The sequence below is a fragment of the Nocardia sp. NPDC052112 genome, from assembly GCF_040680135.1.
Lineage (GTDB): Bacteria > Actinomycetota > Actinomycetes > Mycobacteriales > Mycobacteriaceae > Nocardia.
In genome coordinates this window covers 350492-364021 of record NZ_JBFAWD010000001.1, presented here as the reverse complement: position 1 = coordinate 364021, position 13530 = coordinate 350492, and the positions used below count along the sequence as shown (strand labels likewise).

Genomic DNA, 13530 nt, shown 5'->3' with positions numbered 1-13530 from the left:
TAAAGGAGAACGCGTAGCGTAGTCATCCCCTGACCGGACGATCCCCACTGGGAATGCCACGCGACGAGTTCTCTGGGTGTCCACGTTTGCAGGCGGGGCACCGACGCGGCGGACTACAGTTCGACGTGGCGGCGTCCGTGACGAAGCACCACAACATCCATAGTGATCACTGCAGCATCGGGGAGCAGCCATGTCCGAGGAACTGGACGACATCGGCCGGGAAACCGCGGCCATGATGAAGACTATGTTGCAGCTTGCGACCCTGGTCGCGCTGCGGACCCGGGAGCGTGGTCAGAAAGAAGCCGAAGCCCGCGTCAAGGTCACCGAGGCCCGAGTCAAGGAGGCCCGGGAACTTCAGATCCGTGAGGCCCGCGACGCCAAGGCCAAGGACCCACGCAATCTCGAACTGGCCCGTATGGTCGAGAAATCGGTTCCGGCCAAGGGGATTTCACTGGAGAAGGATCGTTTCTCCGCACAGGCCGAGGCCAGCCGGATGGCCGCGACGGCCTCCGCTCAGTCCAAACCGCTCATCCGCTACGACTCCCAGGAACGTCGGCAGGCGATCGCGGCGCATCTCGCCCGGATCGGCATCGCGCCGGAGCTGGCGGCGGTGCGGATGCTGATCGAAGTAGGCCAGGGCCAACCGCCCGAAGAAGCGGTACGTCTTCGCGACGAAGCCGCGCGCGCGGCTGCCGCACGAGGTCGAGAACAGGACGCACGCGGTTTGGAACGCGTCCGGCAATAGCTTTCCCGGCACCGGAAACCGAATACGCCCGCTGAAATCAGCGGGCGTTTCGATGTTTTCGGCCTCTCAGATGCGGAAGTCGCCGATGGTCGGATCGCCGAAGAGCCCCTGGGCGGGGGACTTCAGCGGCAGCGGGCTCAGCATGTCCTTGTGTCCGTTGCGGACACTGCAGTACTTGAACGGTCCACGGGGATCGAAGAGTTTGGTCATATGCGGATCGGCGTGATCGAGAAACCAGATGCTCAATCCGGTGCTCGGCTCGAGGCGGTAGTGCTCCCAGGCGCGCCAGAGCGCATCTAGTCGCGCCACGGCCTCGGCATGCTTCCACCACTCCGGGCACCAAACCGTTTCACTGATGTCGGTGACCTGACGCCGATACACCAGGCTGAGGTAGTTCTCGACGAACTCCACCACATTGGTGTAAATCATCGGCTGTTGCTGCTGCTCGGTCACAGCTCCACCTCGCTAGCGTTCGGCTCCGCTGTGACTGGCCGTGCTGTGTCTATGGTTTCCTCGCTACGCTCGGTCACAGTGGCCGAACCTCCTCGATTTGACCGTATTCGGGTGGCGGAGCAGGCTTGGTCAGGTTGGGCGAGCCGAACAGGTCGGCGATCTCGGTCTTACGCCCCGGAAGATGGTGCGAGATCGACTTCTTCACATCGTCAGCGTAGTCGCCCTCCCACCAGGGCACGGTGCGCACGAGCACCGCGGGCTGGCCGGAGGTGAACACGATCGCGCGTCCCTGCGGCAGGGTCGCCAGCGCGTTCACGGTGAATGTCTTGGACGAGCCGAGTGAGCGCGAATAGCTCTTGCCGCCTTTGGATTCCGAGACCGAGGACGAGATCGCATCGTATTCGCCGATCGCCTCGGAGCGGTCGCGCAGGAAGTTCATATCATCGACGCCGGGACCGAGCACCTTGATATTGGCCGCCGACCACAGCGCCAGCATGCCGTCGTCACCCCAGCAGCGCGCGCCCTGGGCCCAGGACTGCAGCACCGTCATCACCACGATGCCGCGTGAGCCGAAGTGACTGTACTGCTTGGGCAAATCCTTCCAGCGCACCACATTGGCCGCCTCGTCCAGGACCGCGAGCATGGGGATCGGCAGCCGTCCGCCGGGCGAATGCGTTGCCTTGCGCATCGCCACATCGACCACGGCCTCGGTGAGCGCGCTGACCAGCGGCGCCGCCGAACCACGGCCCTCGAGCGAGAGGCTGTAGAGAGTACCGTTGTTCTCGATGAATTCGAGTTCGTCGAACTGCATACGGTTGTCGCCCGGCAGGATCCACGGGTGCACATTCGACAGCTGCAGGCAGCGGATCATCTTCTTGGCAGTGCCGAAAATGCCGCTCTTGGTCCGCGGATCGGCGTTGTACTGCATCGCCAGACCCGAGGCGGTGTAGTGCTTGCTCGCATTGCGCAGCAACTCGATCGGCTCGGAGTCATTGGGGTTGGTCACCCAATCCCAGACCTGGACGATCGGACGACCACCGAGCGCCGCGGCCAGGAACAGTCCGGCGAGCAGGTCCTCGGCCTCGGGATCGAAGAACACATCGCTCTTGGCATCGGATCCGTTGTCGGCGTCGGCGAAGTGTCCGGCCAGCCGCGCGGCCCGCATCTCCGCACCGTCGTGATAGGCGTCCACCCAGGCCAGTGGATCCCAGAACCAAGTGGGCTCCTCCCCCGCGACACCCTGTGGATCGAAGACGAAGGTGCGACTCCCCTTGGCCTCGCGCACATCTCGGGTCGCGTCGACCACATCGCGCTTGTTCGAGGTGGACAGCACGGGTCCGATCGCGGTCAGGATGGCCGGAATCACCCGGGAGGTCGATTTGCCCTGTCGTGGACCCCAGATGTCCAGGTGCAGATCCTCATAGGAGCCGTAGAGCATCACCCCATCGGCGACGCCGATGCCGATCGGCACACCCGGACTGTCGTTGTAGCCCAGCCGCACGCCGAGCATATCGGCCTTGGCCCGTACCCCGGCCTCGGTGAGTGACTTGATCGCATCGCCGCTGCCCATCACATCGGCCTTCTCGTCCACGGCGAGCCGCCCGACCGACCGAATTGCCGCGAGCCGCTTGCGCACCACCACATAGGCCACGATCGCCGCGATCACGAGCAGCACGATCACCGTGGAAGCGCGCGGCCAGTGCAATTTCCCCCGGACCAGATCGGCGACGATCGCAATCGGGTTGATCGGAATGTCCTGCGGGGTGACAGCCATCGCGTTGCCGAGATGCAAGGCGATCCACAGGGTTCCGAGGGTCGCGAAACCGGCGTAGATCATGTAGAGGGTGATATCGGGTCCGACCGCGGCCGGATCCTGCACCTTCTTCTTTTTCGCCATGTCTGCCTCCTGTTAGGACCTAGCTATGTGGTTGTCGCTGGTGCGGATTCAGCGGAAAGCATCGAGCCGCCAACCTTCCGACATGCGCACCACGGTCGCGATGACCGTCGTGGGCGGCAGGGATTCCTTGCGCCCGTTCGGGTAGACGACCGTTTGCTCGATCCCGATCTTGAACTGTTGGATGTTCGGATCGGCGCTCGCGGGCGGGCGCTCCCCCGACGCGAAGGCGAAGGCCTCGATATGTGCCTGCGCCTTGGCCCAGTCCGCCCACTGCAGCGTCGCCTTCGGTGTCTCGATTCCGGTCGGCGTGCTATCCAACATACGGATCAGGCTGGGGCCCAACCATTTCCGCGCACGCGACAGCGACGCGCCCTGGGCCTCGGTGGCGGGCTGCCAGGAGTAGATCTCCTTCAGCGCGGCCACCGCGACGCCGTCGGGCGTCACCGGATCGGGTGCGGGCACCCCCTCCAGCAATCGGGTCGTGGACGCGGGCGGCTGCGGTGCACCGGAACCCGACTCCCGATCCGAGCTGGCGCACCCCGCACCCAACATCGCAACGCTCACCACCAGCATCACCACCAGTTTCGCGCGTGCAGTGTCTGACATGCGACGTTCGCGGGCTCCTTCGTGGTCACGCGCCGCTACCGCTTCCGGGTCCGTCGCTCGCGCCGCCGTATTATTCAAGGCTAGCCGCCGGAACCGACACTTGTGTGGTCCAATCGACGCACGTGCTTCGGCGTGTTCGCCTGCCGCGGTTGCGGTTGTCGTCACAGCACCCTCCTCCCGCGGCCGTCACCCGGCACCGCGACCTCGGTCACGCCACTGGAATGCCCGTATGCGGCGGGCACGGATTGGATCATGCGGCCACTGCCGGAATAGATTCCGACCTCGGCGGGGCCGCGCGGGCCGAATGAGCTGAACACCAGATCACCGGGTTGCAGCTTGCTCAGTGGGACTTCGAGGCCCGCCTCCCACTGCTGTTCGGCGGTCCGCGGCAGCGTCACCGTCCCCGACGATGCCGCGAACACCGCGGCCGAAGTCAAGCCTGGACCGTCCATACCGCCGCCGCTCGGCCCCTGCGGGCCGCCGCCACCCCAGACATAGGGGGTACCGAGCCACTGCTGCGCGGCCTGGACGACCTGAACGCCACCCGCACCCTCCTGCGGGGTGAAGCGGCCATTGGAGCCCTGCGCACGATATTGCGGTTCCATCGCAAGGATATTCGCGACGTAGGGCTGGGTTTCGGCATAGTGTGCGGCCACCTGGTTCGGCATACCGCCGGAGGCGAGTACCGCACCCTCTCCTGCGTTGTAGGCGGCCAGGGTCAGCGCGACGACATCGCCCTGTACGCGGCCCGCGGACTCCCACGCCATGATCTTGTGCGCGAGCGCGCACATATAGCGGCCCTGACCGATGATCGCGTCACCGTCATCCCAAACGCTCGCGACGCCGTTGCCATCGGCATCGATGACATAGGGCTTACCGTCATCGGGATCGATACTGGCCGCCGTGCCGGGCAGGAACTGGGCCAGACCCTGCGCACCCGCGGGCGACGCGGCGCCGCGCCGGAATCCGGACTCCTGCCTGCCCTGTGCGGCCAGCAGCGACGGGGTGATCTGCGGGCAGATGGAACCCGCGCGGCGATACCAGATTTCGAGTTCCTGCGGCACCTTACCCGCGGCCAGCGCACCGCCCGGGGTGCCGAAGCCGCGATTACAGCGCGGATCGGACGAGAAGGCCTGCGCACCACCGACATCCGGGGTCGGTGCCCCGTCGAGCCAGGGCAGCGGGTCGATCTGCCGACCGCCGGTGAAGCGTCCGCCCGGCACGATCTCGAAGTGCAGGTGCGGGCCGCTGGATTCGCCCGCCGAGCCGACCTGTGCGATGGGCTGACCCGCAACGACCGTATCGCCGACGCGCACGTGCACGCCACTGTCCCACATATGGCCGTAGACGGCCGAATAGGCGCGGCCGTTGGTATCGACCGAATCGACGACGATCCAGTTGCCGAAACCCGAAGCGGGACCGGCGGCCACGACACGTCCGTCGGAGACCGAGTAGATGGTGGTGCCATCGGCCGCGGCGAAGTCGACACCCTTATGGGTGCCACCGCGCGCGCCGAATACGTCCGACACGGTGAAGGTACCCGCGGCCAACGGCAGCGTCCGGCGGATCGGACCGATGCCCGCGGCCAGCGACGGTGCACCGGTGGCGGTCGAACGGGCTCGGGTAGCAGTCGGATTGCCGGTGGTACTCGTGGGCATCGGCGTGCCCGCGACCCGGGAATCACCCGGCGCGTAGCCGCCGAGCGGCGCCAGCACACTCGACGATACGAGCACCGAGGAGCCCTCACAGGCGTCGTCCACGGCGGGCATCACGATGACCACGACCAGGGTCATCAAACCGAGTACGCTCGCCAGGGCCAGGTAAAGGACCGAACGCCCGGTCACCGCATCCCCGGCAGCGCCGAACGACCGCGGGCCGAACCCAGGAGATTCACGTTTGCCGCCGGGATTCGTTGAGAGTGTCGGCCAGAGTGCGGTTCATCTCCGCGGCGGCGGCCAGTTGTTGTTGTAACAGTGCGACTTTGCGGCGCAGCGCCGTCGCGTCCAGGCGCTCCAGACTCGGTCCCTCGGCGGCGCGGACCCAGTTGCGCACCGAGTTGGTATGCACGCCGATCTGCTCGGCGACCACCCGGCACGCCTCCGATTCGCTGCGTAGCTTGCCGGTGAGCGCAATGACCTGCTCGACCGCGGCCTTGCGCACTTCCGGCGACACCCTCCGATAGGACCGGTGCGGCATCATGCACCCCACCTCCCACAGCGGTCCGCCGGTCTCGATAACAGTTCGAGCCACCTCATGCGGCACTCCCACTGGGGGAATCGCCACCGCGCGAAGTCGACTCGGTGAACTCGGAGAAGCGCTGGTTGGTTTCGTGGATCCCACTCTCCTTCTCGGACAGGGTGAATTCCATATGGAACGGGATGCCGGGACGGCGATCCTCACCGATCTTCAGCAGGAATTTTCCGGTGCCCGGCGGCGACGGGCGCAGCTGACCAGGTTTGAGTGCCTCGCCCGTCAGCGCCTGCGGTGCGGACCATCCGGTCACCATCTCCTCCTCGGCGGATGTGAACGGAACCACGCTGTCCAGGCGCTTGATCTCCTCGCCGGGCAGCGCGCCGAATATCTTGGCGCGCGCGCGTTCGAGAAAGCCGAGCGCCTTCGCGATGGCGGCTTCCGATCCCAGTGCTTGCAGGTCCTTGATGGTGTGGCTGATCATGATCAGCGCGGTGGCGATGGTGCGCTGCAGACGAGTCAGCTCGTCGACCCGGTCGACCATGAAGTCACCGAGGCCGAGCACCTGCCACAGCTCGTCCATTACCACCTGGAAATAGCGCTGCTGGCCGAGTTTCGCATCGGCGAGCACATGCGCGGCCTCCACCGAGGCGAAACCGTCGGCCCAGCAGGCCAGCATCACGGCGGCCTTGAGCTTCTTGTCGCCGGTGGGGATGTGGGATACGTCGATGCATACCGCGACCGCGCTGGTATCGATCGGAACGCTGGTCTGCCCGTTGAAGATCGCGCCGAACGGGCCCTGAGTCAAGGCGCGCAGCGAGCGGCGCAGACCCTTGATGGCCACCTGGTATTCGTTCGGATCGTCGGCACCGGCGTCGAGTTGCAATTCGTCACCACCGGCGACGATTACCTCCAGCAGGTTCTCCATGATGGGCGGTTGGTCGGGCGTGTAGCCGCTGCCCGGCCGGTAGAGGATGCGCAGTGCGGTGGAGATCAGTGTCTCCTCGTAGTCACGCACCCGCGCGCCGCGTACGAGTTCGACCAGACCGGCGATGAGCGTAACCTGGCGGGCGCGTAGATCCTGCAACACCTGAAGTTGCAGTGCCGGAAAATCGTCCAGCATCGGCACGACCGAGCCGAGCACACCGGCGGCGAGCGGGTTGAGTTTGCCGTGGCCGTAACCGAGGTCGATCACCTGGCCACCGACCAGTTCGACCAACTTGCGGTAGTCCGGTTTCACGTCGGCCAGGATCAGCGGGGTGATGCCCTGTGCGATACCGCCGAGCACGATCCGGCGCACCAGCGAGGATTTACCGAAGCCATTGAGCCCCAGGACGAAGAGGCTGGGCGCGGTGATGAAGCTGCCGCGCAGGAACCAGTTCATCGGGTCGAAGCAGACCGGGGCGCCGGTATGCAGATGTGAACCGAGCGGGGTCCCGATCAGCGGCGCACCCGCGCCGACCGACCACGGCCACAGACCGGCCACCTGAGCGGTAGTGGCCCGGTATTCGACCGGGCGGCCCACAACATTCATCCGGCCGCCGCCGGGACCCAGATAGCCGCGATCGGTGAGTTGCGCTGTGCTGCGGTCGAACCCGTCCTCGAAGACCTGTTCGGCACGGGCCGCATAGTTGCGGCGGCGGATATCGTCGGTGCGGACCCGGAAGGTCGCGAAGGCCGCACGCAGGCCGGTGCCCTCACGGCTGATCTGTTCGAGTTTGGCCCTGGTCGCATCGTCGAGCAGCGGTGGACCGGACTGTTTGCGCTTGTCCGACCTGGCCTTTGCGCGACGAGCGGCCTTATCCATCTGCGGGGTGCCCATAGCGCGGTCGGCGGTGTAGTCGATCTTGGCCGCGCGCTGTGCCTCGCGACTCGTCCGCGAGCCGTTGCGTTCCGGTCGTGCCACGCGTTTCCCCCGTACCGATCGTTGCGGTGCGCCATCACGCGGTCGAGCGGTCCTGGCGCCGTCTGGACGTCCACGCTCGGCCGAAGTCCGTTCACCCCGGCCGTTTTCGAACCTGGCACGGCCGCGGTCCGGATGCGGCCGATCGGCACGGCCACCGTCCGCGGCTGCGGCGCCGGGTCGCGCCCGTCGCTCGGCCGCATCGCGCGACGGTCGCCGCTCCCGATCGAACGTTTCGCCGATGCCGGTCCGCTCGCCGCCGCTCACCCGTGCCGGGCCTCGCCCGGAGCGCCGATCCCGGTCGGGCATCTCCTCGATGCCAGAGCGCTCGACCCGGCCCCCGGCGGACCGCTGAGCGCGTTCTTCCGCAGGCCGCTCCCATGCCGCGTCCTCCGGGCGCCGCTTGCGGCGCACCGGCACCTCGTCCCGCTCGCGCACGGGTGGCTCGTACTCACCTGCCATGTATTGCTCACCCCGCCAAGGCTTTCGGAATTGTCGCGTGCTCCGGCAGGATCACCCCGCAGCCGAGCGAGGCCGCGAAGGCCGCCGCCTGGTAGCGGTAGCACCGCCGGATCTTCAACCGCGCCTGTGTGGACAGATCGCGAGTAATGGCTTCGATGCGCGGCAGATCACCGCGCAGGGGCTCGGTGATGGTCACCAGCGCCCCGAAGCGGGTCACACCATGACCCCGGGCTTGTTCCTCACGGGCTTGCTGGGTGGCGCCCACCCGCAGGGTCGCGGCCGCCGAGACGACACCGCGTTCGCTCTGCTGGGCCACCAAGGCGTTCTTGAAATCGTCGTCGACGATTTCGGCCGCGTCGGCCGCCGAATGCGGACGGTACACGATGGCGATACGCTTGCGCGGCACTTCGGGATTCGGCGCGAGCAGCCGCTGCAGCACTCGCTCATCCACCGCGCCCTCGGGTGCGGCATCCATCTCCCAGGTGACCGAGCGGCCACCGTCGTGCACCAGGTGATCCCACTTCTCGTCGTGCGAAACCGGTCCGGCATCGGCCCAATCCAGACCGTGCCCTTCGGGTTCGCCCGCGGCGACCTCGAGATCGGCCTGTGAGGCCGGATCGTAGCTGCGCCGGATGAACGAGATGACCTCATCGGCCGACATCGGCTGGGCACGCACGCCGGCCTCGGCCAGTGCGGCACAGATGCCGGGGAGCCTGCGCCCGATCTCGACCGCCTCCTCGGCCGGATTCCTGCGCCGCTCCGCGGTAGTCGCCTTGAAGGTGATCGCGACGCGCGGCAGCAGTTGCACCCGTTCCTGCGGCAACTCGGTGGCGAGTTCGTACATCACCTGCTGCGCCAGCTCCGGCGCCTCTGGACGGGTAATGGTGGAAACCTCGGTGAGCAGCCGGTTGCCGGTCTCGGGCACGGTATCGATCACCGGGACGACGGCGACGATGTCACTGGTCTGGCCGACCGAGGCGAGGAAGGTGCCCCAGGCCGACACCCAGCGGTCGATGACCGGCTGGTCCACCGCCTCGTGCCCCTGTGGCCATGCCCGCAGAACCACTGTGTACTGGGCGAATTGCGGTAGGTGGATCATGCCGAAGCTGTAGCCGCCCGCATCGATGCCCTCGTAGAGTTTCGACGGCGCAAGCAGACCGGGTAGGCGCGTGACACCGCCCGGAATCCGCGAGAACCGGCCACCGCGATACACATGCTCGCCGCGGTTGCGTGAGCGCATCCAGTTGAACATCATCAATCCGTTCTCGTATCCGGAGCGGCCCCCCGTCCGCCACACCAGTGGAACCATCACGACAACGCCGGTGCCACCCACGATCAGACCCCACTTGAAACCGCCGACCATGGCGCAGATCAGGGCCGTGATCACGACGACGAAGCCGATGACGGTCTCTTCCCAGCGCAGACCGAAAAGGCCTGCGCTGCGCGGCTTCTGCCACAGACCGTACGCCCGGCGCTCGTAGATATCGCTCGTCGTCATCGTCATCGCGGAATGGTGCTCCTCCCGAGGTCGGGCGAACGGTTCGCCCAGCGGTCGCCCGCCACATCACCCATGGCTTCATCGGCTCGGTTCAGCGGCGCGGTCGCCGCGCGGGCCACGCCGATCGCACCCGCCGCCCTCGACGCACCGGACGGTACTCCGGACCCGCCCTGTGGGACGGAGGCGCGCGGAGGTGCGCCCGCTGGTGCTCCGCCGCCACCACCGCCACCGCGTGGCGGGGCCGGGCGCGGCGCGCCACCGCCACCGCGTGGACCGCCCGCGCCTCCCGGTGGGCGCGGACCTGTCGAGGTGCCACCGACGTAACCCGCCGAACCCGGCGCGGCGCCCTTGACCGAGACGGCCTTGGTGCCCATCGCACCCAAAGCGCCTACCGCGAGCAAGGTTCCACCGGTCGCGGTGAGACCGGAGCCACCGCTACCCACGATCGCGACGGCGGGCGTGACCAACCGCATCAGCGCGGGCAGCACGAACGCGACACTGCACAGCAGCACGATGGCGACGAGCATCCGTTGCGCCTGTTCGCCTTCGGGCAGTCCGCCGGTATCGGTGAGCGAATCCACATGGCCCGCGGTGGTGAACGCGATCATATAGACGATGGCGGCCACCGGCTTCCAGAGCATGAACGCGATGATCCAGCCGATCAGCTTCTGATACGACTGTTTGCCGATATTCATCCCGGATGCGGCCGCCGCCAACGGCAACACACCGGCCGCGATGATCAGCAGGCCCTGACGCACGATGGCGAGCACGATCTGCGCCAGCGCGCCGAGCAGCCCGACGATCGCGATGATCAGCACCAGACCCGGCGAAAATGCCTGCAGCTTGCTGGTTTTCACCATCAGCTCGGCCAGATCCTTGGCATTGCCATTGGTCGAATCGTTGATGATCCACTCGGAGAAGCGATCCGAGGCCTGGGTGCCCGCGACGATGACCGCGCCGAGCATCCAGGAGCTGAAAACCACCCGCGTGAACATGCGGAACGATTCGGCCGCCTCGTTCATGGCGGCGCCGCGTCTCGCCTCGGCCAATCTGGCGCCGGACAGTATCACCGACGCTATGAGCAGCAATATCTGCGCCTGATAGGTGTAGTCGTTGATCTTGACGAACAACGAACCCGAATCGCTGGCCGCCTCGTTGGGGACCTTCATCCAGAACGTCAGCGCGAGGATGATGGCCTCGCCGAGACCGTTCATCAGCGAATCGACGACCTTGCCGAAGGTCGAATCCCAGGCCTTGTCCTTGATCGCGTTCGCGGTGCTGCCCGGATGCGAGGCGACATTGCCCGCCTTGCATACCGCAGACGCGGCGTCACCGAGCGAAACGCCCGGCAGCCCTACGTTGTCGAGAGTGTCGTGCAGTTCATTACACGTCTCGTCGAAGCCGTAACTCTGGCCGTAGGCCACCGTCGGCGTCGCGATCATCACCGTGAAGATGACCGCGAATATCGTGAGTACACGCCTCACCATTGTGTCCACCCCTCGATGCTTGGCAGGGAATCGATCTGGACTTGCTGCTGTCCGCTCACGGCCGTGAGCTTCCAGTCACCGTCGCGCCACATGACTGCCAGGCGCATGCCGACCCATGTTGGTTGGCCATCAGTTGTTTCTCGGGCCTTTCTCGCAAACTGGATGGTCGCGGAATCTGCGGTATAGCTCTCGATTCGGAACGCATCCGAAGCGAACAGCAAGGGTCTCAACTTGTCCGGCAGTCGATCCGAGACTCTGCCCTCGGCCACGAGTCGGTCGTAGTCGGCCAGGTATTGCGGGGTGACCTCGACCAGCCGCAAAAGCAGATCGCGATCACGGGGGTTGGCGTTGGTGCGCCAGTAGATCTGTTCGGCCGCCAGGGCCGCGCCCCGAGGTGTATGTGCGAAGCCGACGGCGGCCTTGCCATCGATGCGCGCCGGGCCGTCGGAGGTGGAGAAGCGCACCACAGGCCCGCCGAATACGCGCTGCCACACGCCTTGGCCGCTCGCGGGCTGCGGCGCAGCGGTCTGCCAGGTCGGTGCGTCCGGCTGCTGCTGCAGCGCCGGATTCTGTTCCAGCGCAACGCCGGTGCCGTTATCGGGCACATCGACTCGGCGGCCGAACATATCGGTTTCCGGGTTGCCGAAACCGGACGCGGCGGTATCGGGCACATTCTCCGAGCTCGTGCCCGTCTTCGACACCTGGTCGCCGCCAACGGTGTTGTCCCGCATGGCGATCACGGTCACCAGGACCGCGACGACCACCGCGAGCACCGCGCTGACGCCGAGCATCGCCAGTGGCGAGCGGTTCTGCGCCGGACCCGATCCGGGCCCCAACCTCACCATTTCGTCCACCCGTTCAGGGATTCGACGTACTCGGGCTGCGTGTTGTTGGTGGTGGCGGGCTTGAGCCGCCAGTCCCCCGCATCCCACACCATGACCAGTCGCAGAGCCACCCACAGCGGCTTCCCATCGGCCGACTGACCGCGCGACGCCAGCTGGATTATCGCCAGATCATCCGCGTAGTTCTCGACCTTGAACGCATCCGAGGCAACGAAATACTTGGTCACCTTTTCCGGCTGCTGTCGCGGAAGTTTGTCCTGGGACAGGGCCTTGTCGTAGGCGGCGATCTGCTGGGCCGAGACGCGGACCTGGCGGACATAGAGGTCGCGGTCGGCGGGGCGGGCGTTGAGGCGGTAGGTGATCTGGGCCGCCGCGAGCACCGCGCCCTGCGGTGTGTGCGAGTACCCGACGGCGAGACCGTCTTCGATGTGGGTCGGTCCGTCGGAAGTGGAGAACGGGACCGAGGCGCCGTAGACCCGCTGCCAGCCGTGTGGTGCGGTGGTGCCCTCAGGCGCCGCGGTCAGCCAGTCCCCATCCGATGGCTTGCGCTGCCGGGTCGGATCCTGTGGAAGTGGTTGTCCGGCAGGGTTGTTCGGGATATCGACGCGCCTGCCGAGAATATCCACTTCGGGGGTCGCGAAGCCCTCACCGCCGGAGTTCGCCGCGGCGGCGGCCTTGTCACCGCCCGAAGCCGAGTCGTCCCGGCTCACGTATACGAAGATGCCGACGACCACGATCAGCACCAGCGCGGCAGCGGACGCGATGACACCGAAGGAGACGCGATCGCGCGTGTACGACTCCTTCTCGCTCACTTCGGTGCCTCCAATTTCACTATGTCCGTGGGCAATTCATCGACCGCCTCGATGGGGCGGGCAGTCGAGTCGAGATCCGGCAGCCGTAATCTCCAGTCGTTGCCGAACCATTCGACTGTGGTGTGATTCACCGCCTTCGAATTGTCCGAATATTCGGTATAGACGTCTACGGCCGAGGCCGCATCGGTGTACCCGGTGATCTTGTACCCGAGCACTCTCGGCGCGTATTCCGGCGCGGCCGGACCGGCGATCGAGAGCTGGATCCGGTTGACCGCCCACTCGTCTCTGGCCTTGCTCGGCACCACCTCTCGGCGCACGATGTCCGCCCATTGGCTGTCGGCGGCCACCGACAGTCGCACCGTGTGCACGATCGCCGCCAGCGCCGCACCGATCGGGGAACGCTCGAAACCCGTTGCGGCGCCGTCGGATATTCGCTTCGGCCCCTGGTCGGCGCTCGGCAGTGCGACGCCCTGGAACGGCTGCCACCGCACGTGCGTCGGTGCGGCCGTCAGGTTCGGGCCGGAATCGCCGTCACCGCCGCCGCAGCCGACCGCGGACAGCAGCAGGGCAGCGCCGAACGCACCGGCCGCGGGCTTGCGCATGCCGCGCCGCCACCCGCCAGGCCGTTCCCGCGG

At 66.7% G+C, this 13530-nt stretch carries 12 protein-coding genes; 1 reads left to right on the top strand and 11 read right to left on the bottom strand.

The annotated features are described in order from the left end of the window. Window positions 1-190: 190 nt before the first annotated feature. The gene (locus AB0L58_RS01700; RefSeq protein ID WP_364379266.1) at window positions 191-745 is read left to right on the top strand and encodes a hypothetical protein; all 555 of its coding nucleotides are present in this window, start codon (window positions 191-193) and stop codon (window positions 743-745) included. A gap of 66 nt (window positions 746-811) precedes the next feature. On the opposite strand, the gene AB0L58_RS01695 is transcribed toward AB0L58_RS01700, so the two are convergent. The 11 genes from AB0L58_RS01695 to AB0L58_RS01645 all read right to left on the bottom strand — a co-directional run bounded on the left by AB0L58_RS01695 (window position 812) and on the right by AB0L58_RS01645 (window position 13497). After that, complete coding sequence (locus tag AB0L58_RS01695; RefSeq protein WP_364379263.1) at window positions 812-1198, bottom strand: DUF4913 domain-containing protein; 387 nt, start codon at window positions 1196-1198, stop codon at window positions 812-814. A 73-nt stretch (window positions 1199-1271) separates the two neighbouring features. Then, window positions 1272-3095, bottom strand: coding sequence for a TraM recognition domain-containing protein (locus tag AB0L58_RS01690; protein ID WP_364379260.1), 1824 nt, complete (start codon window positions 3093-3095; stop codon window positions 1272-1274). Window positions 3096-3143: 48 nt separating this feature from the next. Next, window positions 3144-3701 carry a hypothetical protein gene (locus AB0L58_RS01685; RefSeq protein ID WP_364379257.1) on the bottom strand — a complete coding sequence of 186 codons (558 nt, stop codon included), beginning with the start codon at window positions 3699-3701 and terminating at the stop codon, window positions 3144-3146. Window positions 3702-3862: 161 nt separating this feature from the next. Next, complete coding sequence (locus AB0L58_RS01680) at window positions 3863-5545, bottom strand: peptidoglycan DD-metalloendopeptidase family protein (RefSeq protein ID WP_364379254.1); 1683 nt, start codon at window positions 5543-5545, stop codon at window positions 3863-3865. Window positions 5546-5591: 46 nt separating this feature from the next. Next, window positions 5592-5900, bottom strand: a complete 309-nt coding sequence (locus tag AB0L58_RS01675) for a transposase (protein WP_040692310.1) — start codon at window positions 5898-5900, stop codon at window positions 5592-5594. A 52-nt stretch (window positions 5901-5952) separates the two neighbouring features. Beyond that, complete coding sequence (locus tag AB0L58_RS01670) at window positions 5953-8256, bottom strand: hypothetical protein (RefSeq protein WP_364379250.1); 2304 nt, start codon at window positions 8254-8256, stop codon at window positions 5953-5955. A gap of 7 nt (window positions 8257-8263) precedes the next feature. After that, window positions 8264-9760, bottom strand: coding sequence for an SCO6880 family protein (locus AB0L58_RS01665; RefSeq protein WP_364379247.1), 1497 nt, complete (start codon window positions 9758-9760; stop codon window positions 8264-8266). Further along, window positions 9757-11241 carry a hypothetical protein gene (locus tag AB0L58_RS01660; RefSeq protein ID WP_364379244.1) on the bottom strand — a complete coding sequence of 495 codons (1485 nt, stop codon included), beginning with the start codon at window positions 11239-11241 and terminating at the stop codon, window positions 9757-9759. Before AB0L58_RS01660 ends, AB0L58_RS01665 begins: the two co-directional genes overlap by 4 nt. After that, entirely contained in the window at window positions 11235-12086 is an 852-nt protein-coding gene (locus AB0L58_RS01655; protein WP_364379241.1) for a hypothetical protein, read from the bottom strand. Before AB0L58_RS01655 ends, AB0L58_RS01660 begins: the two co-directional genes overlap by 7 nt. After that, window positions 12080-12895 (bottom strand): hypothetical protein, encoded by an 816-nt coding sequence (locus AB0L58_RS01650; protein ID WP_364379238.1) that lies wholly within the window; start codon window positions 12893-12895, stop codon window positions 12080-12082. The genes AB0L58_RS01655 and AB0L58_RS01650 overlap by 7 nt, the downstream gene beginning before the upstream one ends. Next, window positions 12892-13497, bottom strand: coding sequence for a hypothetical protein (locus AB0L58_RS01645; RefSeq protein WP_364379235.1), 606 nt, complete (start codon window positions 13495-13497; stop codon window positions 12892-12894). Before AB0L58_RS01645 ends, AB0L58_RS01650 begins: the two co-directional genes overlap by 4 nt. Window positions 13498-13530: the final 33 nt, after the last annotated feature.